Annotated in this window: 28 protein-coding genes; 12 read left to right on the forward strand and 16 right to left on the reverse strand. The window is 60.4% G+C overall.

The features are described from left to right. Positions 1 to 166 precede the first annotated feature (166 nt). Entirely contained in the window at positions 167 to 529 is a 363-nt protein-coding gene (gene clpS / locus ACEN8Q_RS02565; protein WP_033052565.1) for an ATP-dependent Clp protease adapter ClpS, read from the forward strand. Positions 530 to 559: 30 nt separating this feature from the next. Next, the gene (gene clpA, locus ACEN8Q_RS02570; protein WP_111287929.1) at positions 560 to 2,830 is read left to right on the forward strand and encodes an ATP-dependent Clp protease ATP-binding subunit ClpA; all 2,271 of its coding nucleotides are present in this window, start codon (positions 560 to 562) and stop codon (positions 2,828 to 2,830) included. A 363-nt stretch (positions 2,831 to 3,193) separates the two neighbouring features. Here the strand turns inward: clpA and infA are convergent, their stop codons facing one another. From infA to trxB, 4 genes are all read right to left on the reverse strand, one after another. Next, entirely contained in the window at positions 3,194 to 3,412 is a 219-nt protein-coding gene (gene infA, locus ACEN8Q_RS02575; RefSeq protein ID WP_002553999.1) for a translation initiation factor IF-1, read from the reverse strand. A gap of 111 nt (positions 3,413 to 3,523) precedes the next feature. Next, positions 3,524 to 4,231, reverse strand: a complete 708-nt coding sequence (locus tag ACEN8Q_RS02580; protein ID WP_413426662.1) for an arginyltransferase — start codon at positions 4,229 to 4,231, stop codon at positions 3,524 to 3,526. Positions 4,232 to 4,289: 58 nt separating this feature from the next. After that, positions 4,290 to 4,970, reverse strand: coding sequence for a leucyl/phenylalanyl-tRNA--protein transferase (gene aat, locus ACEN8Q_RS02585; RefSeq protein WP_413704444.1), 681 nt, complete (start codon positions 4,968 to 4,970; stop codon positions 4,290 to 4,292). A gap of 62 nt (positions 4,971 to 5,032) precedes the next feature. After that, positions 5,033 to 5,992: a thioredoxin-disulfide reductase gene (trxB, locus tag ACEN8Q_RS02590; protein ID WP_413426658.1), complete on the reverse strand. Its 960-nt coding sequence runs from the start codon at positions 5,990 to 5,992 to the stop codon at positions 5,033 to 5,035. 305 nt (positions 5,993 to 6,297) lie between these two features. Here trxB and ACEN8Q_RS02595 point away from each other — a divergent pair, with 305 nt between their 5' ends. From ACEN8Q_RS02595 to cysG, 6 genes are all read left to right on the forward strand, one after another. Continuing rightward, complete coding sequence (locus ACEN8Q_RS02595; RefSeq protein WP_413426656.1) at positions 6,298 to 8,709, forward strand: DNA translocase FtsK; 2,412 nt, start codon at positions 6,298 to 6,300, stop codon at positions 8,707 to 8,709. A 66-nt stretch (positions 8,710 to 8,775) separates the two neighbouring features. Further along, positions 8,776 to 9,399, forward strand: coding sequence for an outer membrane lipoprotein chaperone LolA (gene lolA, locus ACEN8Q_RS02600; protein ID WP_413426654.1), 624 nt, complete (start codon positions 8,776 to 8,778; stop codon positions 9,397 to 9,399). Between the two features lie 162 nt (positions 9,400 to 9,561). Continuing rightward, positions 9,562 to 10,884: a replication-associated recombination protein A gene (locus ACEN8Q_RS02605; RefSeq protein ID WP_413426652.1), complete on the forward strand. Its 1,323-nt coding sequence runs from the start codon at positions 9,562 to 9,564 to the stop codon at positions 10,882 to 10,884. After that, complete coding sequence (crcB, locus tag ACEN8Q_RS02610) at positions 10,884 to 11,258, forward strand: fluoride efflux transporter CrcB (RefSeq protein WP_008015556.1); 375 nt, start codon at positions 10,884 to 10,886, stop codon at positions 11,256 to 11,258. Before ACEN8Q_RS02605 ends, crcB begins: the two co-directional genes overlap by 1 nt. 16 nt (positions 11,259 to 11,274) lie before the next feature. Beyond that, positions 11,275 to 12,555, forward strand: coding sequence for a serine--tRNA ligase (gene serS, locus ACEN8Q_RS02615; protein ID WP_413426649.1), 1,281 nt, complete (start codon positions 11,275 to 11,277; stop codon positions 12,553 to 12,555). After that, positions 12,556 to 13,950 carry a siroheme synthase CysG gene (gene cysG, locus ACEN8Q_RS02620; protein ID WP_413426647.1) on the forward strand — a complete coding sequence of 465 codons (1,395 nt, stop codon included), beginning with the start codon at positions 12,556 to 12,558 and terminating at the stop codon, positions 13,948 to 13,950. 143 nt (positions 13,951 to 14,093) lie between these two features. Here the strand turns inward: cysG and ACEN8Q_RS02625 are convergent, their stop codons facing one another. From ACEN8Q_RS02625 to ACEN8Q_RS02665, 9 genes are all read right to left on the reverse strand, one after another. Further along, on the reverse strand, positions 14,094 to 15,101 hold the full coding sequence (locus tag ACEN8Q_RS02625; RefSeq protein ID WP_413704445.1) for a glutathione S-transferase family protein: 1,008 nt from the start codon (positions 15,099 to 15,101) through the stop codon (positions 14,094 to 14,096). Positions 15,102 to 15,192: 91 nt separating this feature from the next. Next, complete coding sequence (locus tag ACEN8Q_RS02630) at positions 15,193 to 16,194, reverse strand: glycosyl transferase family protein (RefSeq protein WP_413704446.1); 1,002 nt, start codon at positions 16,192 to 16,194, stop codon at positions 15,193 to 15,195. Continuing rightward, entirely contained in the window at positions 16,191 to 16,526 is a 336-nt protein-coding gene (locus tag ACEN8Q_RS02635) for a TusE/DsrC/DsvC family sulfur relay protein (protein ID WP_046037873.1), read from the reverse strand. Before ACEN8Q_RS02635 ends, ACEN8Q_RS02630 begins: the two co-directional genes overlap by 4 nt. Then, positions 16,523 to 16,816, reverse strand: coding sequence for a sulfurtransferase complex subunit TusB (gene tusB, locus ACEN8Q_RS02640; protein WP_007986875.1), 294 nt, complete (start codon positions 16,814 to 16,816; stop codon positions 16,523 to 16,525). Before tusB ends, ACEN8Q_RS02635 begins: the two co-directional genes overlap by 4 nt. Beyond that, entirely contained in the window at positions 16,816 to 17,178 is a 363-nt protein-coding gene (gene tusC, locus ACEN8Q_RS02645) for a sulfurtransferase complex subunit TusC (RefSeq protein WP_413426641.1), read from the reverse strand. Before tusC ends, tusB begins: the two co-directional genes overlap by 1 nt. A 1-nt stretch (position 17,179) precedes the next feature. Beyond that, positions 17,180 to 17,572: a sulfurtransferase complex subunit TusD gene (gene tusD / locus ACEN8Q_RS02650; protein WP_057399841.1), complete on the reverse strand. Its 393-nt coding sequence runs from the start codon at positions 17,570 to 17,572 to the stop codon at positions 17,180 to 17,182. 125 nt (positions 17,573 to 17,697) lie between these two features. After that, positions 17,698 to 18,402: a YoaK family protein gene (locus ACEN8Q_RS02655; protein WP_413426639.1), complete on the reverse strand. Its 705-nt coding sequence runs from the start codon at positions 18,400 to 18,402 to the stop codon at positions 17,698 to 17,700. A 25-nt stretch (positions 18,403 to 18,427) separates the two neighbouring features. Then, positions 18,428 to 18,757 carry a DUF6388 family protein gene (locus tag ACEN8Q_RS02660; protein ID WP_413426637.1) on the reverse strand — a complete coding sequence of 110 codons (330 nt, stop codon included), beginning with the start codon at positions 18,755 to 18,757 and terminating at the stop codon, positions 18,428 to 18,430. A gap of 20 nt (positions 18,758 to 18,777) precedes the next feature. Further along, a complete protein-coding gene (locus ACEN8Q_RS02665; RefSeq protein WP_008015571.1) occupies positions 18,778 to 19,026 on the reverse strand; it encodes a hypothetical protein in 249 nt (82 codons plus the stop codon). Positions 19,027 to 19,175: 149 nt separating this feature from the next. Between ACEN8Q_RS02665 and ACEN8Q_RS02670 the strand changes: the two genes are divergently transcribed. Then, positions 19,176 to 19,526, forward strand: coding sequence for a hypothetical protein (locus tag ACEN8Q_RS02670; protein WP_413426635.1), 351 nt, complete (start codon positions 19,176 to 19,178; stop codon positions 19,524 to 19,526). 130 nt (positions 19,527 to 19,656) lie between these two features. Here ACEN8Q_RS02670 and ACEN8Q_RS02675 read toward each other — a convergent pair whose 3' ends face one another. Continuing rightward, entirely contained in the window at positions 19,657 to 20,082 is a 426-nt protein-coding gene (locus ACEN8Q_RS02675; RefSeq protein WP_413426633.1) for a GNAT family N-acetyltransferase, read from the reverse strand. A gap of 166 nt (positions 20,083 to 20,248) precedes the next feature. On the opposite strand from ACEN8Q_RS02675, the gene ACEN8Q_RS02680 reads away from it, so the two are divergent. Next, positions 20,249 to 20,842, forward strand: a complete 594-nt coding sequence (locus ACEN8Q_RS02680) for an NUDIX domain-containing protein (protein ID WP_413426631.1) — start codon at positions 20,249 to 20,251, stop codon at positions 20,840 to 20,842. Here ACEN8Q_RS02680 and ACEN8Q_RS02685 read toward each other — a convergent pair whose 3' ends face one another. Next, the gene (locus ACEN8Q_RS02685; protein WP_413704447.1) at positions 20,843 to 21,355 is read right to left on the reverse strand and encodes a methylated-DNA--[protein]-cysteine S-methyltransferase; all 513 of its coding nucleotides are present in this window, start codon (positions 21,353 to 21,355) and stop codon (positions 20,843 to 20,845) included. A 136-nt stretch (positions 21,356 to 21,491) separates the two neighbouring features. Between ACEN8Q_RS02685 and ggt the strand changes: the two genes are divergently transcribed. Continuing rightward, on the forward strand, positions 21,492 to 23,219 hold the full coding sequence (gene ggt, locus ACEN8Q_RS02690; RefSeq protein ID WP_413704448.1) for a gamma-glutamyltransferase: 1,728 nt from the start codon (positions 21,492 to 21,494) through the stop codon (positions 23,217 to 23,219). A gap of 69 nt (positions 23,220 to 23,288) precedes the next feature. Continuing rightward, positions 23,289 to 23,822 carry a cysteine hydrolase family protein gene (locus tag ACEN8Q_RS02695; RefSeq protein ID WP_413704449.1) on the forward strand — a complete coding sequence of 178 codons (534 nt, stop codon included), beginning with the start codon at positions 23,289 to 23,291 and terminating at the stop codon, positions 23,820 to 23,822. A gap of 43 nt (positions 23,823 to 23,865) precedes the next feature. On the opposite strand, the gene ACEN8Q_RS02700 is transcribed toward ACEN8Q_RS02695, so the two are convergent. After that, positions 23,866 to 24,771, reverse strand: a complete 906-nt coding sequence (locus tag ACEN8Q_RS02700) for a LysR family transcriptional regulator (protein WP_413704450.1) — start codon at positions 24,769 to 24,771, stop codon at positions 23,866 to 23,868. Between the last annotated feature and the right edge of the window lie 40 nt (positions 24,772 to 24,811).

The following is a 24,811-nucleotide window of genomic DNA, read 5'->3' on the forward strand; positions in this document are numbered from 1 at the left end:
CGAATCTGTAAATAAGATTGACTCCGCGGACCTTTTTTACCCACTGTGGGCTCTATTGGTTGTAACACCGTTTTGCCGATAGTCAAGCTGACCAGGCAGTCGGAGTTGAAAACGCTGATAGCCGTCCCCACCACTGTATTTGAACCACTGACGAACCTTTCTTTCCATGCATGCAATCAGCCAGATTCGACTAACATTCAATCAGGATCACCCTGATTTACACGACGACGATTCCACAGGCATTGCTGTTCAGGAGGCAAAGCCTGCACTGCAGGCGCCGCCGATGTACAAGGTGGTTTTGTTCAATGATGACTACACACCGATGGATTTCGTGGTCGAAGTGCTCGAGGTGTTTTTTAACCTGAATCGCGAGCTGGCGACCAAGGTCATGCTGGCCGTCCATACGGAAGGACGGGCAGTATGTGGAGTGTTTACCCGCGACATCGCCGAGACCAAGGCCATGCAGGTCAACCAGTACGCCAGGGAAAGCCAGCATCCGCTACTCTGTGAAATCGAGAAGGACGGTTAATCGCCGGACACTTGGGTATGAGGTGAAGCTATGTTAAACCGCGAGCTCGAAGTCACCCTCAATCTTGCCTTCAAGGAGGCCCGTTCGAAGCGTCATGAATTCATGACCGTCGAGCATCTCCTGCTGGCCCTATTGGACAATGAGGCTGCCGCCACCGTTTTGCGTGCCTGCGGCGCAAACCTCGACAAACTCAAGCATGACCTGCAGGAGTTCATCGACTCCACCACGCCATTGATCCCTGTGCATGATGAGGATCGCGAAACCCAGCCAACCCTGGGCTTCCAGCGTGTACTGCAACGTGCTGTGTTTCACGTACAGAGCTCGGGCAAACGCGAAGTGACTGGCGCCAACGTGCTGGTCGCGATCTTCAGTGAGCAAGAGAGTCAGGCAGTGTTCCTGCTGAAACAGCAGAGCGTTGCCCGTATAGATGTCGTCAACTACATCGCCCATGGCATTTCCAAGGTGCCGGGGCATGGCGATCATTCTGAAGGTGAGCAAGATATGCAGGACGACGAGGGCGGTGAGTCTTCTTCCTCTGGCAATCCCCTGGATGCTTATGCCAGTAACCTTAATGAACTCGCGCGCCAGGGTCGAATCGATCCGTTGGTGGGCCGTGAGCTGGAAGTCGAGCGTGTCGCGCAGATCCTGGCGCGTCGTCGCAAAAACAATCCGCTGCTGGTGGGCGAGGCGGGCGTGGGTAAAACCGCGATTGCCGAAGGCCTGGCCAAGCGTATTGTCGACAACCAGGTGCCGGACCTGTTGGCCAACAGCGTGGTTTACTCCCTTGACCTGGGTGCCTTGCTGGCCGGTACCAAGTATCGTGGTGATTTCGAGAAGCGCTTCAAGGCGCTGCTCAATGAACTGAAAAAACGTCCGCAGGCGATCCTGTTCATCGACGAGATCCACACCATCATTGGTGCGGGTGCTGCGTCCGGTGGTGTCATGGATGCCTCGAACCTGCTCAAGCCGCTGCTGTCCTCGGGTGATATCCGTTGCATCGGTTCGACCACCTTCCAGGAATTCCGCGGGATCTTCGAGAAGGACCGTGCCCTGGCACGACGCTTCCAGAAAGTCGATGTGTCGGAGCCTTCGGTGGAAGACACCATCGGCATCCTGCGCGGCCTGAAAGGGCGTTTCGAGCTCCATCACAATATCGAATACAGTGATGAAGCCCTGCGCGCCGCCGCCGAGCTGGCTTCGCGCTATATCAATGACCGGCACATGCCGGACAAGGCCATCGATGTGATCGACGAGGCGGGTGCCTACCAGCGCCTGCAACCGGTCGAGATGCGCGTTAAACGTATCGAAGTGCCTCAGGTCGAGGACATCGTCGCGAAAATTGCGCGGATTCCGCCAAAGCACGTCACCAGTTCCGACAAGGAGCTGTTGCGTAACCTCGAGCGTGACCTGAAGTTGACCGTGTTCGGTCAGGATGCCGCGATCGACTCGCTGGCAACCGCGATCAAGCTGTCCCGTGCCGGCCTCAAGTCCCCTGACAAGCCTGTCGGTTCGTTCCTGTTCGCAGGGCCTACCGGTGTCGGTAAAACCGAAGCGGCGCGTCAGTTGGCCAAGGCACTGGGTGTCGAGTTGATTCGTTTCGACATGTCCGAGTATATGGAGCGCCACACCGTATCGCGTCTGATCGGTGCGCCTCCGGGATATGTCGGATTCGATCAGGGCGGTCTGCTCACCGAAGCCATTACCAAGCAGCCACACTGCGTGCTGTTGCTCGATGAGATCGAGAAGGCGCATCCGGAAGTCTTCAACCTGCTGTTGCAGGTCATGGATCACGGTACGTTGACCGACAACAACGGGCGCAAGGCGGATTTCCGTAACGTTATCGTCATCATGACGACCAACGCCGGTGCCGAGACTGCAGCTCGCGCTTCGATCGGTTTCACCTATCAGGATCACTCCTCCGATGCGATGGAAGTGATCAAGAAGAGCTTCACGCCGGAGTTCCGCAACCGCCTGGACACCATCATCCAGTTTGGTCGCCTCAGTCATGAGGTCATCAAGAGCGTGGTGGACAAGTTCCTTACCGAGCTTCAGGCGCAGCTGGAAGACAAGCGAGTGTTGCTGGAGGTCACCGATGCGGCTCGCAGCTGGCTCGCCGAAGGTGGCTACGACGCGGCAATGGGTGCTCGCCCAATGGCGCGCCTGATCCAGGACAAGATCAAGCGTCCGCTGGCGGAGGAGATTCTCTTTGGCGAACTGGCCGAACATGGCGGTGTGGTGCACATCGACATCAAGGACGGCGAGCTGACCTTCGAGTTCGAGACCACGGCCGAGATGGCCTGACGTTCAAAGGCAAAACAAAAAGGCGCCGAGAGGCGCCTTTTTGCTGCCTGTTGATCGGCATGTCCGCTGTCTGTAGGAGCGAGCTTGCTCGCGATGGTCGTCAACGATGATGCGGGGAGTCTGACTTGACGTGGTGCTCTCAGGTTTTTCGCGAGCAAGCTCGCTCCTACAGGAGGAGGGGGGAGTAAATTACAAGCAAACAAAAACGCCCGGCATAAGCCGGGCGTCTTGTATTGACTTGTTTCGCGAGCGAGCTCTGTCTCTGTAGGAGCGAGCTTGCTCGCGATGGTCGTCAACGATGATGCGGGGAGTCTGACTTGACGCGGCGCCCTCAGGTTCTTCGCGAGCAAGCTCGCTCCAACCTTAGCGCGCGCGGTAGGTGATGCGCCCTTTGCTCAAGTCATAGGGAGTCAGCTCGACGCGCACTTTGTCGCCGGTAAGAATACGGATGTAGTTCTTGCGCATCTTGCCGGAGATGTGCGCGGTTACGACGTGCCCATTTTCCAACTCCACACGAAACATGGTGTTGGGCAGGGTGTCGACGACAGTGCCTTCCATTTCGAAGCTGTCTTCTTTCGACATGCAGTAAAGCCCTCGGTGTCCAGTGAATGGCCCGGTGCAACTGCGCCAGGCAAAAGCGGCGTGCATTGTGCCCGAAAAGTGGGGTTTAAGCCAAGGGGTTTAGGGCTGGCTCTAGTTTAGAACCACCCAGCGCTGATTAATCAGCAACTCAATGGGGCGATATTGAGTCTTGTAGTTCATTTTTTTGCAGTTTTTGATCCAGTAGCCGAGGTAGACGGCTTCCAGCCCAAGCCGGCTGGCCTCGGCGATTTGCCAGAGGATCGCGTAGCGCCCAAGGCTGCGACGCTCTTCGGAGGGCTCGTAGAAGGTGTAGACCGCCGAAAGACCGTTCGGCAGTAAATCAGTGACGGCGACGGCCAGCAGCCGGCCGTTCAGGCGGAACTCATAAAAGCGTGAAAACGGCAGGTCCCGCACCAGGAATGTCGAAAACTGGTCGCGACTTGGCGGGTACATATCGCCATCGGCGTGACGCTGTTCGATATAGCGTTGGTAAAGGTTGAAGTACTCTTCGTTGAAGCAGGGCCTGGCCGGACGCACCTGCAAATCCGCGTTGCGCTTGAAAATGCGTTTCTGTTGCCGATTGGGCGTGAACTGCCCCACGGGAATGCGCGCCGGAACGCACGCATTGCAGTTCTGGCAATGCGGCCGGTAGAGATGGTCGCCGCTGCGACGAAAGCCCATCTCTGACAGGTCTGCATAGACATGCACATCCATGGGCTGGCTAGGGTCGAGGAACAGGGTCGTGGCCTGCTCGTCGGGCAGATAACTGCAAGAGTGCGGCTGAGTGGCATAGAACTTCAAACGCGCCAACTCGGTCATGATCAACCCTCGGGGGTGGTGCTTTGGATTAAGTGTAAGCCACGCGCGCAAAAGTCGCTCAGCAAACCCAGGTGGCGGCGTTGGGCTGGTCCAGATACCTGGCCAGATAGCCGGCAAACTCGCGGCGGGGTATCGCCCGGGCTCCGAGGCTGTGCAGGTGATCGGTGGGCATCTGGCAATCGATCAGTACAAAACCCGAGTCTTTCAGGTGTCGAACCAGTGTGGCAAAGCCGAATTTCGAGGCGTTGTCGACGCGGCTGAACATGGACTCGCCGAAAAACAGCCGGCCCATCGCCAGGCCATACAGCCCGCCGACCAGTTCATCCCCGTCCCACACTTCCACCGAGTGCGCGTGACCGCGCCTGTGCAGTTCGATGTAGGCATCCTGCATCGCCTCGGTGATCCAGGTGCCATCGGCATAATCCCGGGGGGCCGCGCAGGCGCGGATGACGGCGGCGAAATCCGCGTCGAACGTCACTTGATAGCGTTGCTGGCGCAGCAGTTTGTTCAGGCTGCGCGAGACGTGCAGTTCGTCGGGAAACAAAACCGTGCGCGGGTCCGGAGACCACCAGAGGATCGGCTGGCCTTCGGAGAACCATGGGAAGCAGCCGTGGCGATAAGCCGAGACCAGCCGGTCGGCGGACAGATCACCGCCGGCAGCCAGGAGTCCGTTGGGGTCGCGCATGGCCTTTTCCAGCGGTGGGAAATGCAAGGTGTTACGTTGTAACCAAGTCAGCATGGCATCCGGGCTTGCAGAAGGGGAGGGCAGTGGTGGGTGTTGGCTCGCGATCAAGTTTGCCTTCAAACGGCAGGAATGTCGTCGAGGTATTTTTCAGCGTCCAGCGCCGCCATGCAACCGGCCCCGGCAGACGTAACGGCCTGGCGATAAACGTGGTCGGCCACGTCGCCGGCGGCAAACACGCCTGCTATCGCCGTAGCGGTGGCATCGCCTTCGCTGCCACCCTTGACCAGCAGATACCCGTTGCGCATTTCCAGCTGTCCGTTGAACAGGTCGGTGTTGGGCTTGTGCCCGATGGCGATAAACACCCCGGCCAGCGGCAGTTCCCTGGTTTCGCCGGTGTGACTGTCCCGCAGGCGGGCACCGGTCACGCCACTGGCGTCGCCAAGCACTTCGTCCAGATTCTGGTTCCAGTGCAGGCGGATATTGCCATTGGCGGCCTTTTCGAAGAGTTTGTCCTGGAGGATTTTCTCCGAGCGCAGTTTGTCGCGCCGATGGATCAGGTGCACTTCTTTGGCGATGTTCGACAGGTATAACGCTTCTTCGACCGCCGTGTTGCCGCCGCCGACCACCGCAACCACCTGATTGCGATAGAAAAAACCATCGCAGGTCGCGCACGCCGAAACCCCTTTGCCGGCAAACGCTTCTTCCGAGGACAGGCCCAGATATTGCGCAGAAGCGCCGGTGGCAATGATCAGCGCATCGCAGGTGTAAGTTCCGCCATCGCCGATCAGTTCGAACGGCCGTTGTTGCAACTTGGCAGTATGGATGTGGTCGTAAACAATCTCGGTGGCAAAGCGTTCGGCATGTTTTTGCATGCGCTCCATCAGGACCGGCCCGGTCAGGCCTTCGACGTCGCCTGGCCAGTTATCGACTTCGACGGTGGTGGTGAGCTGGCCACCTGCCTGTATGCCGGTAATGACAACGGGCTTGAGGTTGGCGCGGGCGGCATAAACGGCTGCGCTGTAACCGGCAGGGCCGGAGCCCAGGATAATCAGGCGGGAATGCTTCGCTTCGCTCATAAAAACACCTCATAAGCCTTTGTCACAAAAGAGAATGCATGCTCAAATTGAACAGCATGTCATGTGCTGTTGACTATGCTACACCCAAGGGTCTCAAGCATGGCGTCGTGCGTACAAACCCGTACAATGCCGTGCGTGCTACATATATTCAGTGCGCGCCGTGTTTATAAAAACCGGGGCGCAGTGTTAAAAGTAGTCCCGGTTACGCGTGTTAACTTTTTACCTGCCTGGATTGGGCAGTTTTTTGCCAGTTTTTTTAGACATTCACCAGATGGACGCGCCCATGGCGCAGGAAAAGAAGCGTTTTGAAGAAATCCACCGCAGCACCTAAACCAGCCGTCGTTCCGCTCTGGCGCCAGCACTTGCACTACCGACTCAAGGAAGGTGCGCTGATCGCCATCGGTGCCTTGTGCCTGTTCCTGATGATGGCCTTGTTGACCTATGGCAAGGATGATCCGGGCTGGAGCCATAACAGCAAGATCGACGACGTGCAGAACTTCGGCGGGCCAGCGGGCTCCTACAGCGCCGATATCCTGTTCATGGTGCTGGGTTACTTTGCCTACATCTTCCCGTTGCTGCTGGCGATCAAGGCGTACCAGATCTTCCGCCAGCGTCACGAGCCGTGGCAGTGGAGCGGTTGGCTGTTCTCCTGGCGCCTGATCGGCCTGGTGTTCCTGGTACTGTCGGGCGCCGCTCTGGCCCATATCCATTTCCATGCCGCGACCGGTCTGCCGGCCGGTGCGGGCGGTGCGCTGGGCGAAAGCCTCGGTGACCTGGCCCGGAACGCCCTGAATATCCAGGGCAGTACCCTGTTGTTCATCGCGTTGTTTCTGTTCGGCCTGACGGTGTTTACCGACCTGTCTTGGTTCAAGGTGATGGATATCACCGGCAAGATCACCCTCGACCTGTTCGAACTGTTCCAGGGCGCGGCCAATCGCTGGTGGGCGGCCCGTACCGAGCGCAAGCAGCTGGTCGCCCAGTTGCGTGAAGTCGACGACCGTATGGATGAAGTGGTTGCGCCGACCGTCTCCGACAAGCGCGAGCAGGCCAAGGTCAAGGAACGCTTGATCGAGCGTGAGCAAGCCCTGAGCAAGCACATGTCCGAACGCGAGAAGCAGGTGCCGCCGGTGATCGCGCCCGCGCCACCAAAGCCTGCCGCACCGAGCAAACGCGTCGAAAAAGAGAAGCAGGCGCCTCTGTTCGTCGACAGCGCCGTGGAAGGCACCTTGCCGCCGATCTCGATTCTCGATCCCGCGGAAAAGAAACAGCTCAATTACTCGCCTGAATCCCTGGCTGCGGTTGGCCACCTGCTGGAAATCAAGCTCAAGGAGTTCGGCGTTGAAGTCACGGTCGACTCGATTCATCCGGGGCCGGTGATTACCCGTTACGAAATTCAGCCGGCCGCCGGCGTCAAGGTCAGCCGCATCGCCAACCTGGCCAAGGACCTGGCCCGTTCCCTGGCCGTGACCAGTGTGCGCGTGGTGGAAGTGATTCCGGGCAAGACTACGGTCGGTATCGAGATTCCCAACGAAGACCGGCAGATCGTGCGTTTCTCCGAGGTGTTGTCGACCCCCGAATACGACAACTTCAAATCCCCGGTCACCCTGGCCCTGGGCCACGATATCGGCGGTAAACCGGTCATCACCGACCTGGCGAAGATGCCGCACCTGCTGGTGGCCGGTACCACCGGTTCCGGTAAGTCTGTGGGTGTGAACGCGATGATCCTGTCGATCCTGTTCAAGTCCGGCCCGGAAGACGCCAAGCTGATCATGATCGACCCGAAAATGCTGGAGCTGTCGATCTACGAAGGCATTCCGCATCTGTTGTGCCCGGTGGTCACCGACATGAAGGACGCCGCCAACGCCCTGCGCTGGAGCGTTGCCGAGATGGAACGCCGCTACAAGCTGATGGCCAAGATGGGCGTGCGCAACCTGTCGGGCTTCAACGCCAAGGTCAAGGAAGCCCAGGATGCCGGCGAACCGTTGAGCGATCCGCTGTACAAGCGCGAGAGCATTCACGACGAAGCGCCGCTGCTGAGCAAGCTGCCGACCATCGTGGTGGTGGTCGACGAATTCGCCGACATGATGATGATCGTCGGCAAGAAGGTTGAAGAGCTGATCGCACGTATCGCGCAAAAGGCTCGTGCGGCGGGTATTCACTTGATCCTCGCGACCCAGCGTCCGTCGGTGGACGTGATCACCGGCCTGATCAAGGCCAACATCCCGACCCGCATGGCGTTCCAGGTATCGAGCAAGATCGACTCCCGGACCATCATCGACCAGGGCGGCGCCGAGCAACTGCTGGGCCACGGTGACATGCTCTACATGCCGCCGGGTACCAGCCTGCCGATTCGTGTGCACGGTGCTTTCGTGTCCGACGACGAGGTTCACCGCGTGGTGGAAGCCTGGAAGCTGCGTGGCGCGCCGGAATACAACGACGACATTCTCAATGGCGTCGAAGAGGCGGGTAGCGGCTTTGAAGGCAGCAGCGGTGGCGGCGATGGCGATGATCCTGAGGCCGACGCGCTGTACGACGAAGCGGTGCAGTTCGTGCTGGAAAGCCGTCGCGCCTCCATTTCCGCGGTTCAGCGCAAGCTGAAAATCGGCTACAACCGCGCCGCGCGCATGATCGAAGCCATGGAAATGGCTGGGGTCGTGACGTCCATGAACACCAACGGTTCGCGTGAAGTCCTGGCCCCGGGCCCGGTGCGCGACTGACCCGAGTATGAAAGGGGTGGTGCCTGTGGCACCGCTCGCACTCCCACGAATGTTATGAGGACTCCCATGCGTCTGATCCGCATGCTGTTGCTGCCGGTACTGGCTTTGACCACGCTTTCGGCCCAGGCCGATGACAAGGACGTGGCACGCCTGACCCAATTGCTGGAAAAATCCCAGACCCTGACCGCACGTTTCTCTCAGTTGACCCTGGACGGCACCGGCACCCAGTTGCAGGAAACTGCTGGCGACATGTCGTTGCAGCGTCCGGGCCTGTTCTACTGGCACACCGATGCGCCAGCCGAGCAGACCATGGTCTCCGATGGCAAGAAGGTCACCCTGTGGGACCCGGACCTGGAACAGGCCACCATCAAGAAACTCGATGAGCGTCTGACCCAGACGCCCGCGTTGCTGCTGTCCGGTGACGTGTCCAAGATCAGCCAGAGCTTCGACATCAGCGCCAAGGAAGCCGGCGGCGTGATCGACTTCACCCTGAAACCGAAAACCAAGGACACCTTGTTCGACAGCCTGCGCCTGTCGTTCCGCAATGGCCTGGTCAATGATATGCAGTTGATCGACAGTGTCGGTCAGCGTACCAATATCCTGTTCACCGGCGTGAAGGCCAACGAGCCGATCCCGGCGTCCAAGTTCAAGTTCGACATCCCCAAGGGTGCCGATGTAATCCAGGAATAAAACGCAGAACCTCTGTAGGAGCGAGCTCGCTCGCGATGAACCTGAGCGCGCCGCTGGGTGTCAGGTCGCCAGCGTTATCGTTGACGACCATCGCGAGCTAGCTCGCTCCTACAGGAATTGTGTTGATCGACATCAGGGCCCAGTGAGGTTTCACAAGTAGTCATGGATCTGTTTCGCAGCACTCCCATCGCCCAGCCCCTGGCCGCCCGTTTGCGCGCGACCAATCTGGATGAGTACGTCGGCCAGGAACACGTGCTCGCTCGCGGCAAGCCCTTGCGCGAAGCGCTGGAGCAGGGTGCCCTGCATTCGATGATTTTCTGGGGGCCGCCGGGTGTGGGCAAGACCACGCTGGCGCGATTGCTCGCGGAAGTCTCGGATGCGCACTTCGAAACGGTGTCGGCGGTGCTCGCCGGCGTGAAGGAAATCCGTCAGGCGGTGGAAATCGCCAAGCAGCAGGCCGGGCAATACGGTAAGCGCACCATCCTGTTCGTCGACGAAGTGCACCGTTTCAACAAGTCCCAGCAGGATGCGTTCCTGCCCTATGTCGAAGACGGCACGCTGATTTTCATCGGCGCCACCACCGAGAACCCCTCGTTTGAATTGAACAACGCGTTGCTCTCGCGGGCACGGGTCTATGTGCTCAAGAGCCTCGACGAAGCGGCTCTGCGCAAGCTGGTCCACCGTGCGCTGACCGAAGAGCGGGGTCTGGGCAAGCGTAACCTGACCCTCAGCGATGAGGGCTTCCAGATGCTGCTGTCCGCCGCCGATGGCGATGGCCGGCGCCTGCTGAATCTGCTGGAGAACGCCTCGGATCTGGCCGAAGACAACAACGAGATGGGCACCGACCTGCTGCAAAGCCTGCTCGGTGATACCCGTCGGCGTTTCGACAAGGGTGGCGAAGCGTTCTACGATCAGATTTCCGCGCTGCACAAATCGGTGCGCGGCTCCAATCCCGACGGCGCGCTGTACTGGTTTGCGCGGATGATCGACGGTGGCTGCGATCCGTTGTACCTGGCCCGGCGCGTGGTGCGCATGGCCAGCGAAGACATCGGCAATGCCGACCCGCGCGCCCTGAGTTTGTGCCTGGCGGCCTGGGAAGTGCAGGAACGCCTTGGCAGCCCCGAGGGTGAACTGGCGGTGGCCCAGGCCATCACCTATCTGGCCTGCGCGCCGAAAAGCAATGCGGTGTACATGGGCTTCAAAACTGCATTGCGCGCCGCCGCCGAGCACGGCTCGCTGGAGGTGCCGCTGCACCTGCGCAACGCACCGACCAAGCTGATGAAGCAGTTGGGCTACGGCGATGAATACCGTTATGCCCATGATGAGCCGGACGCCTATGCCGCCGGGGAAGATTACTTCCCGGAAGAGCTCGAGCCGATTCCGTTCTATCAGCCGGTGCCCCGTGGCCTGGAACTGAAAATCGGCGAAAAGCTCAATCACCTGGCGAAACTCGACCGTTTAAGCCCCCGGCAGCGGAGAAAATAGTGCTTCCTTTGATCGTTGCGGTATCCGTTGGCGGGGTAGCCGGTACATTGTTGCGCTTCGCCACGGGCAACTGGATCAACGCGAATTGGCCGCGGCACTTCTATACCGCGACGCTGGCCGTTAATATCGTGGGCTGTTTGCTGATCGGCGTTCTATACGGTCTGTTTTTGATACGCCCGGAGGTGCCTGTCGAGGTGCGTGCCGGGTTGATGGTCGGCTTCCTCGGGGGGCTGACGACTTTTTCATCCTTTTCACTGGATACGGTGCGCCTGCTGGAAAGCGGGCAAGTGCCGCTGGCCCTGGGCTATGCGGCGCTCAGCGTATTCGGCGGGCTGCTTGCCACCTGGGCCGGCCTGTCCTTGACCAAACTTTGATAAACGAGAAACCGACATGCTCGATTCCAAACTGTTACGTAGCAACCTTCAGGACGTAGCGGACCGCCTGGCATCCCGTGGCTTTGTGCTGGATGTTGCGCGCATCGAAGCGCTGGAAGAACAGCGCAAGACCGTCCAGACCCGCACCGAAGCACTGCAGGCTGAACGTAATGCGCGCTCCAAATCCATCGGTCAGGCCAAGCAGCGCGGCGAAGACATCGCGCCGCTGATGGCGGACGTCGAGCGCATGGCGGGCGAGTTGAGCGCCGGTAAAGTCGAACTGGACACGATCCAGACCGAGCTGGATTCGATCCTGCTGGGCATTCCGAACCTGCCGCACGAATCGGTGCCGGTTGGCGATGACGAAGACGGCAACGTTGAAGTGCGCCGCTGGGGCACGCCGAAGGCTTTCGACTTCCCGGTCCAGGACCACGTGGCCCTGGGCGAGAAGTTCGGCTGGCTGGACTTCGAAACCGCCGCGAAACTGTCCGGCGCCCGTTTCGCCCTGCTGCGCGGCCCGATTGCCCGTCTGCACCGCGCCCTGGCGCAGTTCATGATCAACCTGCACGTCACCGAGCACGGCTATGAAGAGGCCTACACGCCTTATCTGGTCCAGGCCCCGGCGCTGCAAGGCACCGGCCAGTTGCCGAAGTTCGAAGAAGACCTGTTCAAGATCGCGCGCGAAGGCGAAGCCGATCTGTACTTGATCCCGACCGCCGAAGTGTCGCTGACCAACATCGTTGCTGGCGAAATCGTCGATTCGAAACTGCTGCCGATCAAGTTCGTTGCCCATACACCGTGCTTTCGCAGCGAAGCGGGCGCATCGGGTCGTGACACCCGCGGCATGATCCGCCAGCACCAGTTCGACAAGGTTGAAATGGTGCAGATCGTCGAGCCGTCGAAGTCGATGGAAGCACTGGAAGGCCTGACCGCCAACGCCGAGAAAGTCCTGCAACTGCTGGATCTGCCTTATCGCACCCTGGCGCTGTGCACCGGTGACATGGGCTTCAGCGCGGTCAAGACCTACGACCTGGAAGTGTGGATCCCGAGCCAGGACAAATACCGCGAAATCTCGTCGTGCTCCAACTGCGGCGACTTCCAGGCCCGTCGCATGCAAGCACGCTTCCGCAACCCGGAAACCGGCAAGCCGGAACTGGTGCACACCCTGAACGGCTCCGGCCTGGCGGTGGGGCGTACCCTGGTCGCGGTGCTCGAGAACTATCAGCAGGCCGACGGTTCGATCCGTGTACCGCAGGTCCTGAAGCCGTACATGGGTGGCATTGAGGTCATCGGCTAAATGAAATATCTGCCGCTGTTTCACAACCTTCGCGGCAGTCGTGTGTTGGTCGTCGGTGGGGGGGAGATTGCCTTGCGCAAATCCCGCCTGCTGGCCGATGCCGGTGCGCTGCTGCGGGTGGTTGCACCTGAAATCGAAGCGCAACTGCGCGAACTGGTTGCCGGCAGCGGTGGCGAGTGCCTGTTGCGTGGCTACGCCGAAACGGACCTGGACGGTTGCGGGCTGATCATCGCCGCCACCGACGACGAAGTGCTGAACGCGCAGGTCTCCGCCGATGCCCATCGGCGTTGCGTGCCGGTCAACGTGGTGGACGCGCCAGCCCTGTGCAGCGTGATCTTCCCGGCGATCGTCGACCGTTCTCCGCTGATCATCGCGGTGTCCAGCGGCGGCGATGCGCCGGTGCTGGCACGCCTGATCCGCGCCAAGATCGAAACCTGGATTCCTTCCACCTACGGTCAATTGGCCGGGTTGGCGGCGCGTTTCCGTCATCAGGTCAAAGGCCTGTTTCCGGATGTGCAGCAGCGTCGGGCGTTCTGGGAAGATGTATTCCAGGGCCCGGTTGCCGATCGGCAACTGGCCGGGCAGGGTGCTGAAGCCGAGCGGTTGTTGCAAGCGAAGATCGATGGCGAAGCGCCGGTTGCCACCGGCGAAGTCTATCTGGTGGGCGCCGGCCCGGGCGATCCCGACCTGCTGACCTTCCGTGCCTTGCGCCTGATGCAGCAAGCCGACGTGGTGCTGTACGACCGCCTGGTGGCGCCGGCGATTCTCGAACTGTGCCGTCGCGACGCCGAGCGGGTTTATGTCGGCAAGCGCCGTGCCGATCACGCCGTGCCGCAGGATCAGATCAACCAGCAATTGGTGGATCTGGCCAAACAGGGCAAGCGTGTGGTGCGACTGAAGGGCGGTGATCCGTTCATCTTCGGTCGTGGTGGTGAAGAGATTGAAGAACTGGCGGCGCAGGGCATCCCGTTCCAGGTCGTACCGGGGATCACGGCGGCCAGCGGTTGCGCGGCCTATGCCGGGATTCCGCTGACTCACCGCGATTATGCGCAGTCGGTGCGTTTCATCACTGGCCACCTTAAGGACGGCTCCAGCGATTTGCCATGGGCCGACTTGGTCGCGCCGGCGCAAACCCTGGTGTTCTACATGGGACTGGTGGGCTTGCCGATCATCTGCGAGCAGTTGATCAAGCATGGTCGCGGCAAAGATACCCCGGCAGCGTTGATCCAGCAGGGCACCACGGTCAACCAGCGGGTGTTTACCGGCACCCTGGCGGACTTGCCACGGCTGGTGGCGGAGCATGAAGTGCATGCGCCGACATTGGTGATCGTGGGGGAAGTGGTGCAATTGCGCGAGAAACTGGCGTGGTTCGAAGGGGCTCAGGGGCAGGTCTAGCAATCGGGTCGCCCCCATTCGCGAGCAAGCCCGCTCCCACATTCGACCGAGTACTCTCTGAAGAACGCGGTTAAATGTGGGAGCGGGCTTGCTCCGGGCGGCGATCCGACGAAGAGGCCCTTGAAAGCTCTGCAGTACCCGGATCAACCCCGGCCCTTGCGCCAAACCCCTTTCCCGCTCAACCGCTCCCGATCATGGGGCGCAGTGAAGTCCTGCGCTGGACCTTTCGGCACCACTCCTGTCGGGTTGATGGTGCGGTGGCTGGCGTAGTAGTGGTTTTTGATGTGGGTGAAGTCGACGGTCTCGGCAATCCCGGGCCACTGGTAAATCTCCCGCAGCCAGTTCGACAGGTTCGGATAATCCGCAATCCGGCGCAGGTTGCACTTGAAGTGCCCGTAGTACACCGCATCGAAGCGAATCAGCGTGGTGAACAGGCGGATGTCCGCTTCGGTCAGGTACTCCCCAACCAGATAGCGGTTGGCGCCCAGCAGCAGCTCCAGTCGGTCCAGCTCGGCAAACACATCATCGAACGCTTCTTCATAGGCCTGTTGCGACGTGGCAAACCCGGCGCGGTACACGCCATTGTTCACCGCCGGATAAATCCGCTCGTTCAGCGCATCGATCTCTGCGCGTAGCGGCGCCGGGTAAAAGTCCAGGTCGTTACCGGTCAAATCGTCGAAAGCACCATTGAACATGCGGATGATTTCCGATGATTCATTGTTGACGATGCGCTTGAGCTGTTTGTCCCACAGTACCGGTACGGTGACGCGGCCGGTGTAGTCGGCAGTGTCGGCGGTGTAGCGCTGGTGCATGAATTCGAAGTGGTCGAGCTTGTCGCCGGTCGAACCCAGGTTCCGCTCGAAGGTCCAGCCGTTTTCCAGCATCAACCAACTGACCACCGAAACGTCGATCAGGTTTTCGAGGCCTTTGAGCTTGCGCAGGATCAGCGTGCGATGGGCCCACGGACAGGCCAGGGACACGTACAGGTGATAGCGCCCGGGTTCGGCCGCAAAACCACCGACGCCGCTCGGTCCCGGCTTGCCGTCTGCGGTCAGCCAGTTGCGACGCTGCGCCTGTTCACGCTGGAACGCGCCGTCCTTGCTGCTTTCGTACCACTTGTCCTGCCAGCGGCCATCCACTAACAATCCCATGTTCAAGACTCCCGAAACCGATAATCGTTGGGGTTGAGTCTATTCCGATGAGTTCGAACAAAAAGCGCAAATATCGGGCGCGAATGATCGGTTAAATCGATTTATTGCGAGCGGCCCAGTATTGCTCGGCGGTTTCGAAGGCTTGTTCGCGGTTCTGTCCGAGGCCACGCAGTGCCAGGGCCATGGTCGAAATCAAGGCCATTTGCGGGTAGCTGTCGACCACGTCACCACGCCACACCGCTTTCAAATGTTCAGGTTCAAGCGAGGCGGGTTTGACGTGACGCTGCGCGGACAACTGCGGCCATTCCTCATCCCAGCTCGCACCGCCGGTGGTGCCGTACAGGTGGCTGTCGGCGTCCGGGTTGATCTCGATTTCGCCGCCATCGCCCTTGATCACGATGGCGGTATCACCGAGCAGCCCGCTGGCATCGCGATGAACGGCCTGATAGCCGGGGTGGAAAATGCTCTGCAGGCCGCAACGCGCGCCCAGCGGATTGAGAATCCGCGTCAGCGAGTGGATCGGCGAGCGCAGGCCGAGGGTGTTGCGCAGGTCGATCATCCGTTGCAGCTGCGGTGCCCAGTCCACCAGCGGCATGAAGGCCAGGCCGCCGTTATCCAGCGCCGAGCCGACCTGTTGCCAATTGCGGCACAGCGGGATGTTCAATTCGCCCAGCAGTTGCTCGGTGTACAGGCGACCGGCCGTGTGGGCGCCGCCGCCGTGCATGAATATCCGCACGCCGTTCTGTGCCAGGCACTTGGCCGCCAACAGATACCACGGCAAGTGCCGCTTCTTGCCGGCGTAGGTCGGCCAATCCAGGTCTACCGCCAGTGCCGGAGGATTCAGGCGTTCGCGCAATGCCTCGGTGAAGCCCGCCATCTCCTCTGCGCTTTCTTCCTTGTGCCGCAACAGCATCAGGAAGGCGCCGAGCTGGGTTTCCTCGATCTTTTCATCGAGCACCATGCCCATGGCCTCGCGAGCCTCGGCCCGGGTCAGGTCACGGGCGCCGCGTTTGCCTTTGCCAAGGATCCGCACGAATTGGGCGAACGGATGCTCGGCAGGCGTTTCGAGTGTCAGTGCTGGGTAGTCGGTCATAAGCAATTCGTCGGTTTGGGCAGGCCCGCCAGTTTCGCGGCGAGTTTGGCGGGAGTGCCTTTGAACAGTCGGTTCAGGTGCAGGCTGTTGCCTTTTTCCGGGCCGAGTTTCAGGGCGGTGTACTTGATCAACGGGCGGGTGGCCGGTGACAGCTGGAATTCGGCGTAGAAGCTGCGCAGCAGTTCGAGGACTTCCCAGTGTTCGGGCGTCAACTCGATGTCTTCGGCAGCCGCCAGGGCACTGGCCACATCGGCGGACCAGTCACTGAGTTCCACCAGGAAACCGTCCTTGTCCAGCTCGATGGCGCGGGCGCCGACCGTCAATGCATTCATAGCCAACTGTTGACCTTGTCGTAGTGAATCGACAGTTCGACGAAGGCCGGGTAATCGATGGCCAAGGCCCAGTCTGGAACCGCAAGCGCACGGGCCTGGGCATCTTCGGCCAGGACGAACAGCTTCAGGCCTCGGGCGCTGAGCGCAGTGAACGGCGCAGTGCCGGGCTGTAACGCATAGGCCGCATCACCGGACAGCAGCAAGCCGTCGTTGGCGCCGATCACGCGCAGGCAACTGGTCAGGCGTTCGTCGCCGAACGGGGAATGAGACAACACATGCAAAGTCGACATCAGAGAGTGATCACCTGGTCGTAACGGTCAATGAGGGCGGTGATTTCGTGGGCGGTCAATACCCGGGCTTCTTCCAGCGACAGTCCATTCGGATCCAGGCCGCGCTGGCTGATGCTGTCGCCGCAGGCGAACAGTTCCTCGACACCGAACATCGGCAGGGCTTGCAGGTTGGCGCTCAGGTCTTTCTGCTGAAGGGCCTTGGCGTCCTGTTTCGCGGCCAGCTGGAACACGCCGTCATCGAGAAACAACAGGCCAATCGGCAGATCGAAGGCGCCCCCGGCCAGTACGATATCCAGCGCTTCCCGCGCGCCCGGGCCGGACCATGGCGACTGACGGCTGATGATCAACAAGGATTTGGCCATGTCATGCGCCTCCGAAACAGATCAGGCGGTCGGCATCCTGCGCCGCGTCATGCAATTGGCCGAGGCCGGACAATTCCCACGGCGCACCGACGGCAACGGCCTCGCGCTGATAGCGCCTGGCTTCTTCCTCGTTCAGCACGCCACGACGCAGGGCTGCGGCGATGCACACCACGCCATCAAGCTGATGGTCGCTGACAAAGGTGCGCCATTGCCTGGGCAAGTCCGGTTCATCCTGAGGCGTGACCACGCTGGCGGACGCGTTGTAGACGCCGTCCTGATAGAAAAACAGCCGGACAATCTCGTGCCCGCCGGCCAGCGCCGCTTGGGCGAACAGCAGGGCGCGGCGCGAGGAGGGCGCATGGGCGGCGGAAAACACGGCGATGGCGAACTTCATGACGGACTCGATCAGCGAAACTGCGGCCATGATAATGCTTTATCGGCGGGGCGGCGAAGAGCGTTTACTCGTAGACCGTGTCGCCCCCTTCGCGAGCAATGTAAATGTCGGATCCGATCACTCGGTCAGCGCGGCATATACCCCAACTGCCAGCGCCGCGGGATCTTCAACGACAACACCCCGAGCCCTGCAGCCAGCAGGCCACTGGCAAACAACGCCTTGAGCCCCAAGTGATGTTCCAGCACGGCACCGAGTACCGCGCCGGCGAACATGCCGGTCCAGGGGATCAGTTGCACGCGCCAGCCATTACGGCGCTCGCCGAGTATCCAGCGGCCCAGTCCGCGGCCGAAACGCGACAGGGCGCCGGTGACGTACGTCAGGCCAACCGGCAGGCCGTTCACTTCTTCCACCGCGGCATTGAGCATGCCCATTGCGATGATCGCCGCCAGCAGGGCCGGCAGTTGCGCGTCATAGGGCCAGGCCGCGGCGGCGCACAGCAGGGTGGCGATGCACAGCAGCAGCGGCAGGGCCCGGCGGCCACCTAGCCGGCTGACGATAATGCCCAGCGCGTTGCCGACGATGAAGGTGGCGACGAGGATCACCAGGCGCAGGGTCAACCCAAGGTCGCCAGCACTGATGGCGACCGCCATCCGGGTGGTATTGCCGCTCATGAACGAGACGAAGTCGCCGCTGGCCATGAAGCCGATGGCGTCGGTCATGCCGGCGAGTACCGAGAGCATGGCCACCAGGCTCAAGCCTATACGCCCGCGCCATTTCTGCGTGTGCAAGTGACCGGGGCTGGCGTGGGTCCTGGTGGTGTTGGGCAGCATCGGTGATGGTTTTCCTGAACAGTGCTTAGGGTTTTATCCCATTCAACTCGCAATATTCCAGCCAGTCCATGCCGGCCATTTCCGCCACTTCCCGGTGCACTTCCAGGCGCTGCGCTTCGTAGTCCAGGGGCGTGGCGGCGGTTAACTGCAACGTCAGTTCCCAAGCGAACAACTTTTGCCGTTCTGCTTCAGCTTCAAACGCTTCGTGCAGTCGTTCCTCGCGATACTGTGCCGCCGTTTCGCCCTTGGCCTGAGCCAACAGCGGGTTGAGGTGGTCGAGTTCTTCGCGCAACCCGGGGCGTTCGTCGAGAAACCTTTTCAGTGCCAGCTCGTGTTGTTGTTCGGTTGCCGCCATGGTCGCTCCTTGAGTGGGGGTTACGAAGACTGCTTCTTGCTGGCCTTGGCCGCTGCCGCCAGGCATTCGAGGGCAAACTGTTCGGTGTAGGTCATCTGGATTGGCGTGGTTTCGCCTTTGACGGTTCTTTCGCCGTCGAGGATGTAGCGAATCCGCTTGTCGGTGACGCCGATTCGCTTGGCGATCCAGGAAGGCGTCTGTCCGATCTGGCTGATCAGCTTGTCGGCATATTCAGTGCTCGGTTTGTAGAACTCGGCATTAGGTGTCATTAGATTTCCAGTCATGGGCAGCGATGCTGCGTTATTGGCGCGACAGGGTGCGCGAATCGTTGCGCGCTGTCGCGGTATAAATGCAGTAAAGCAGAACGATACGGGCTGCCGGGGTGATAAAGTCCGCTTTTTCCTGATGAGTGAATGCAATGCGAATTCTGATGGTGGCGCTGGCCGTAACGTTGCTGGCTGGATGCGCTGGCTCGGCAATGAACGATGCCCGCACCAAGGCCCCGTACAAGACCCTGAACTCGGAAAAACCGGCAAAAGACGTTGCCCAGTGCGTGCAGTTCTCCTGGCAGGACGAGGCCGTGTTCGGCGTCGATGCCGCTGCCTATCTGCAACCGGGGGAGAAGGGCGGTACGACCGTCTACACCCGCTCGGCGGAGTCCTTCGTTGACGTGACCAGCGATGCCTCGGGCACGGTGTTGAACTACTACGCACAGCAGGATGATTTCGTGGCCAAGCGCCGGCTGGCGGCGTTGGCGACTTGCCTTTGATCTGACGCTGTTCCCCCTGTAGGAGCGAGCTTGCTCGCGAAAAAAATCGGAACGCCGCGGGGTGTCAGGCATCCAGCGTTTTCGTTGACGACCATCGCGAGCAAGCTCGCTCCTACAGGGGCGGTATGGATCAGTAGTTCAAGCGTTTCTGGAAGAAGAAGTGCTTGTGGCCCGGCGGGTAATCGGCAATGTGCCCGATCTCGCTGTAGCCGCATTTCTTGTAGAACCCAGGCGCCTGGAATTCAAAGGTGTCGAGCCACAGCCCGACGCAGCGCCGTTCCCGCGCCAGGTCCTCGGCCATCCGCATCAGTTTCGAACCCAGGCCCTGTCCCCGCGCCTGTTCCGGCACCACCAGCAAGTCGATGTACAGCCACTGGTAAAACAATCGGCCATGCAGGCCGCCGAGGATCTCGTCGTTGTCGTCGCGCACCAGCAAGGCGATGTGCTCAGGCACGTTACCTTCGGCCTTCGAGCCGTTGTAGGCGCGAAGCGGTTTGAGGATGGCCTGGCGTTGTTCTTCCGTGGGGTTTGGCGTCAGTTCGATACGCAGGTTCATGGCTATATCCTTATGGCATTGAAGCCGCAGCCTATCCCGGTTGCAGCGATTGTTCCATCCCCCGAAAAGTTGAGCCGTCGCCAACGCGCAGCTTGCTTGAGGGAGCACGCGCTGATCTTTTTCACTTAACATGTGCACCCTCAGACCAATAACAGGATGTGTTGTCATGTCGAACACGGCCGAACGGGTCAACATCGTCGAGTCTCAGGTGTTGTCCCACGACTGGTACCTGCTCAAGAAAATCACCTTCGATTACCAACGCAACAATGGCGTGTGGCAACGCCAGACCCGGGAAGTCTATGACCGTGGCAATGGTGCGGCGATTCTCCTGTACAACCGCGAAAAGCGAACCGTGGTACTGACCCGGCAATTTCGCCTGCCGGTGTTCGTCAACGGTCACGACGGGCTGTTGATCGAAGTGGCAGCGGGGCTGCTGGAAGGCGCGGCGCCTGAAGACCGCATCCGCGATGAAGCGGAGGAAGAGACGGGGTATCGCGTGCACCATGTGCAGAAGGTATTCGAGGCGTACATGAGCCCGGGATCGGTGACGGAAAAGTTGCACTTCTTCATTGCCGAATACGACGCGAAGTCGAAGGTCAGCGACGGCGGCGGGCTGGAGGCGGAAACCGAGGAGCTGGAAGTGCTGGAGTGGGCGTTCGAGGACGCGCTCCAAGCGTTCTACCGCGGTGAGATCTGCGATGCCAAGACCATCATGCTGTTGCAGTATGCGGCGATGAAAAACCTCTTCGCCCAGGCATGATCAAAAGCCTGGCAGGCGTGCCGTGCCGGGCCATTGCCCACCTTCCAGCGTCAGCAACAACTCCTTCGCCTCAAGCCCACCGGCAAACCCGGTGAGCTTGCCCGACGCGCCTATCACCCGGTGACACGGTGCCACGATCGAAATCGGGTTCTTGCCATTCGCCGCACCCACGGCCCTGACTGCCGTCGGGTTGCCGATCTGTTCGGCGATCTCGCTGTAGCTGCGGGTCTCGCCGAACGGGATGGTCAGCAGTGCCGACCAGACCTTCTTTTGAAATTCCGTGCCGGCAAAATCCAGTTCCAGTTCGAAGCGGTCGCGGGTGCCGGAAAAATATTCGCGCAACTGCGCAGCCGTGCGCAGCAGGATCGGGTTGTCCGGCGCTTCGCTCATCGGACCGAGGCGCACCCGGCCGGGTTTGTCGTTTTCCCAGAGGATGGCCGCCAGTCGTGAACCGTTCGCGACCAGCTTCAACTGGCCGACCGGGGAAGCCACGGTGATGCAGGTATAGGTCATGTCAGGGCTCGCGCGAAATTGCTGAACAGGCGTTAAGGATACTGTCTCGACGGGGAGGCGCAATACGTAATCCCGACCATACTTGGCTACGGCTTTTGAAGCGTTTTCCTACGAAATAACAAGAAGAGACCGACTCATGAAGTACGAACCTTTTGCCAAATCGCTGATTACGACCGCATTGGCACTCAGCTGCCTGACCGCCCATGCCGCCTCCGTGGCCCCGGCTACCGGGGAAAACGGCATGGTGGTCACGGCCCAGCACCTGGCCAGCCATGTGGGCGTGGATGTGCTCAAGAACGGCGGCAACGCCGTCGATGCGGCGGTCGCGGTCGGCTATGCGCTGGCGGTGGTCTACCCCGCGGCCGGCAACCTCGGTGGCGGCGGTTTCATGACCATTCAACTGGCGGACGGGCGCAAGACCTTTCTCGACTTCCGTGAAAAAGCGCCGCTGGCCGCAACCGCCAACATGTACCTGGACAAGGAGGGCAACGTCGTTCCCGATTTGAGTACCCGTGGCCACTTGGCCGTGGGTGTGCCGGGCACCGTTTCGGGCATGGAGCTGGCGCTGTCCAAGTACGGCACCAAACCGCGCAAGGAAATCATCGCCCCGGCCATCAAGCTCGCTGAAGACGGTTTTGTGCTCGAGCAGGGCGACGTCGATCTGCTGGACTACGCCACCGACATGTTCAAGAAGGACATCAAGGATTCCGGCTCGATCTTCCTCAGCAACGGCGAACCGATGCAGGTCGGCCAGAAACTGGTGCAGAAGGACCTGAGCAAGACCTTGCGGGAGATCTCCGAGAAAGGCGCCGACGGTTTCTATAAGGGGTGGGTGGCCGACGCCATCGTCACCTCCAGCCAGGCCAACAAAGGCATCATCACCCAGGCCGACCTCGACAAATACAAGACCCGCGAACTGGCGCCCATCGAGTGCGACTACCGTGGCTACCACGTGGTCTCGGCACCGCCGCCGAGCTCCGGTGGCGTGGTGATCTGCGAGATCATGAACATCCTCGAAGGCTATCCGATGAAGGACCTGGGCTATCACTCGGCCCAGGGCATGCACTACCAGATCGAGGCGATGCGCCACGCCTATGTGGACCGCAACAGCTACCTCGGCGACCCGGATTTCGTGAAGAACCCGATTGCCCACCTGCTGGATAAAAACTACGCAACCAAGCTGCGCGAAGCGATCAAGCCACAAAAGGCCGCGGTATCCAGCGAACTCAAACCCGGTGTAGCGCCCCATGAAGGCAACAACACCACGCATTACTCCATCGTCGACAAATGGGGCAACGCGGTGTCGGTGACCTACACCCTTAACGACTGGTTCGGCGCTGGCGTGATGGCGAGCAAGACCGGGGTCATCCTCAACGACGAAATGGACGACTTCACCTCGAAAATCGGCGTGCCGAACATGTACGGCCTGGTGCAGGGCGAGGCCAATGCCATCGCACCCGGCAAGGCGCCGCTGTCGTCCATGAGCCCGACCATCGTCACCAAGGACGGCAAAGTGGTGATGGTGGTCGGCACTCCGGGGGGCAGCCGCATCATCACCGCGACCTTGCTGACCATGCTCAACGTGATCGACTACGGCATGAACATCCAGGAAGCGGTGGATGCGCCGCGTTTCCACCAACAGTGGCTGCCGGAGCAGACCAACCTGGAAGCCTTCACCACCAGCCCGGACACGGTGAAAATCCTCGAAAGCTGGGGGCACAAGTTTACCGGTCCGCAGGACGCCAACCACCTGGCGGCGATCCTGGTCGGCGCGCCATCCCTGGGTGGCAAACCGGTAGGCAAGAACCGTTTCTACGGGGCCAACGATCCTCGGCGCAATACCGGGTTGTCGCTGGGTTATTGAGGGTTGTGTCTGGAGGGGGACGGGCTTATGTTCGTCCCCTGATCCCTCGACATATCAAGGAAGGAAATCATGACCACTGCGTTATTAATCATCGACGTCCAGCAGGCTTTGTGTTCCGGTGAGTACGAATGCTTCGAGATTGGGCGGGTCATCAACACCATCAATGACCTTTCTACCCGGGCGCGCAAGGCCGGTGTTCCGGTGGTGCTGATCCAGCACGAAGAAGAGGGTGATCTGTTGAAACACGGTGCCCCAGGCTGGCAACTGGCCGAAGGGCTGGAAACCTCGCCCAGGGATCATCGCGTGCGCAAGACCACTGGCGATTCGTTCTATCAGACCAACCTGCAACGGTTGTTGCCGGTACAGGACTTCGAAAGGCTGGTCATCTGCGGCCTGCAAACCGATTACTGTGTGAATGCAACCCTGCGTCAGGCGCATCAAATGGGGTATGACGTGGTGCTGGCCGCCGACGCGCATTCCACCATCGACAATGGCAATACCACTGCCGAAGACATCATTGCCCAGCACAACAAGGATTGGGCCGACCTGAGCGGTTCGGTGGCGCGGATCGATGTGGTCCCGGCTGCTGAAATCTGCTTCTGATAACACCATTGCGCCACCCTTGTAGGAGCGAGCAAGCTCGCTCCTACAAGGGTGAACCGAAAATCTCGATCAGCTCGTTCAGGAACGCACTCACCAGGTCCCGCTGCCGAGATGAATGCCGCACCGCCGCATGAAAACTCACCTCATAGCGCAGCAGATCCGGGTTCAGCGGGTGCAACTGCCCCAGCTGTTCATGCCGGGTTGCGTAGTGCTGTGGCAGAAACCCCAGGTGCTGGCCGGACAGGATCAGCAGGGCCGCGCCGTCCATGCTGTCGGTGAGTACGGTCAGGCGTTCGATGGAGGTGGGGGCCGGCATTTCCGGCAGCGGATGGCTCGGCCAGACCCAGTCAAACCCGCTGACATCTTCGCGGGTCAGCGCGCCGACCTGGTCGAACAGCGGATGGGAAGGCGCGCAATAGGCAATCTGGGTTTCCGGGAACAGCGGGAAATAATCGATGTTGGGCAAGCGGTGCCAGAAGTAACCGATGGCCAGGTCGATATGGCCGTTGATGATTTTTTCTTCCAGCAGGGACGACGACAGCTCGGTGAAGTGGAAGTACAGCCCTTCGTGCCGGGCCCGCAAACGGGCAATGGCCTGGCCGATTTTCCTGTTCGCCACCGGGTCGATTTGCCCTAGCAAACCGATGTTGATATTGCCCGAGACTTTGCGGTTGATGTGCTGCACTTCAACCCGGAAACCCTCGGCCGCCGCCAACAGGCGTCGGGCTGCTTCGATGAACTGAGTGCCTTTGGGCGTGACCGAAAAACCGCCGCGTCCGCGTTCGCACAGGCGGAAGCCAACCCGCGCTTCCAGCGTCGCCAGTTGCGCGCTGATCGTGGGTTGCGTGGTGTTGAGGGCGGTTTGTGCCGCCGAAATGCCGCCCGCTTCGACGACGGTCAGAAATACCCGGATCAGACGCAGATCCAGCTCCGTTACAGTTCCCAGCATGGGGACTCCCGATTTTCGCTTACATAGATGTCGATCTATG

Origin of the sequence: Pseudomonas sp. Pseusp16 (assembly GCF_047324915.1) — a bacterium.
GTDB lineage: Bacteria > Pseudomonadota > Gammaproteobacteria > Pseudomonadales > Pseudomonadaceae > Aquipseudomonas > Aquipseudomonas fluorescens_CD.

Coding starts and splice junctions, on each gene's coding strand:
- clpS (WP_033052565.1), top strand. CDS start 167: ATGCATGCAATCAGCCAGATTCGACTAACATTCAATCAGGATCACCCT.
- clpA (WP_111287929.1), top strand. CDS start 560: ATGTTAAACCGCGAGCTCGAAGTCACCCTCAATCTTGCCTTCAAGGAG.
- infA (WP_002553999.1), bottom strand. CDS start 3,412: ATGTCGAAAGAAGACAGCTTCGAAATGGAAGGCACTGTCGTCGACACC.
- ACEN8Q_RS02580 (WP_413426662.1), bottom strand. CDS start 4,231: ATGACCGAGTTGGCGCGTTTGAAGTTCTATGCCACTCAGCCGCACTCT.
- aat (WP_413704444.1), bottom strand. CDS start 4,970: ATGCTGACTTGGTTACAACGTAACACCTTGCATTTCCCACCGCTGGAA.
- trxB (WP_413426658.1), bottom strand. CDS start 5,992: ATGAGCGAAGCGAAGCATTCCCGCCTGATTATCCTGGGCTCCGGCCCT.
- lolA (WP_413426654.1), top strand. CDS start 8,776: ATGCGTCTGATCCGCATGCTGTTGCTGCCGGTACTGGCTTTGACCACG.
- ACEN8Q_RS02605 (WP_413426652.1), top strand. CDS start 9,562: ATGGATCTGTTTCGCAGCACTCCCATCGCCCAGCCCCTGGCCGCCCGT.
- serS (WP_413426649.1), top strand. CDS start 11,275: ATGCTCGATTCCAAACTGTTACGTAGCAACCTTCAGGACGTAGCGGAC.
- cysG (WP_413426647.1), top strand. CDS start 12,556: ATGAAATATCTGCCGCTGTTTCACAACCTTCGCGGCAGTCGTGTGTTG.
- ACEN8Q_RS02625 (WP_413704445.1), bottom strand. CDS start 15,101: ATGGGATTGTTAGTGGATGGCCGCTGGCAGGACAAGTGGTACGAAAGC.
- ACEN8Q_RS02630 (WP_413704446.1), bottom strand. CDS start 16,194: ATGACCGACTACCCAGCACTGACACTCGAAACGCCTGCCGAGCATCCG.
- ACEN8Q_RS02635 (WP_046037873.1), bottom strand. CDS start 16,526: ATGAATGCATTGACGGTCGGCGCCCGCGCCATCGAGCTGGACAAGGAC.
- tusB (WP_007986875.1), bottom strand. CDS start 16,816: ATGTCGACTTTGCATGTGTTGTCTCATTCCCCGTTCGGCGACGAACGC.
- tusC (WP_413426641.1), bottom strand. CDS start 17,178: ATGGCCAAATCCTTGTTGATCATCAGCCGTCAGTCGCCATGGTCCGGC.
- tusD (WP_057399841.1), bottom strand. CDS start 17,572: ATGAAGTTCGCCATCGCCGTGTTTTCCGCCGCCCATGCGCCCTCCTCG.
- ACEN8Q_RS02655 (WP_413426639.1), bottom strand. CDS start 18,402: ATGCTGCCCAACACCACCAGGACCCACGCCAGCCCCGGTCACTTGCAC.
- ACEN8Q_RS02660 (WP_413426637.1), bottom strand. CDS start 18,757: ATGGCGGCAACCGAACAACAACACGAGCTGGCACTGAAAAGGTTTCTC.
- ACEN8Q_RS02665 (WP_008015571.1), bottom strand. CDS start 19,026: ATGACACCTAATGCCGAGTTCTACAAACCGAGCACTGAATATGCCGAC.
- ACEN8Q_RS02670 (WP_413426635.1), top strand. CDS start 19,176: ATGCGAATTCTGATGGTGGCGCTGGCCGTAACGTTGCTGGCTGGATGC.
- ACEN8Q_RS02675 (WP_413426633.1), bottom strand. CDS start 20,082: ATGAACCTGCGTATCGAACTGACGCCAAACCCCACGGAAGAACAACGC.
- ACEN8Q_RS02680 (WP_413426631.1), top strand. CDS start 20,249: ATGTCGAACACGGCCGAACGGGTCAACATCGTCGAGTCTCAGGTGTTG.
- ACEN8Q_RS02685 (WP_413704447.1), bottom strand. CDS start 21,355: ATGACCTATACCTGCATCACCGTGGCTTCCCCGGTCGGCCAGTTGAAG.
- ggt (WP_413704448.1), top strand. CDS start 21,492: ATGAAGTACGAACCTTTTGCCAAATCGCTGATTACGACCGCATTGGCA.
- ACEN8Q_RS02695 (WP_413704449.1), top strand. CDS start 23,289: ATGACCACTGCGTTATTAATCATCGACGTCCAGCAGGCTTTGTGTTCC.
- ACEN8Q_RS02700 (WP_413704450.1), bottom strand. CDS start 24,771: ATGCTGGGAACTGTAACGGAGCTGGATCTGCGTCTGATCCGGGTATTT.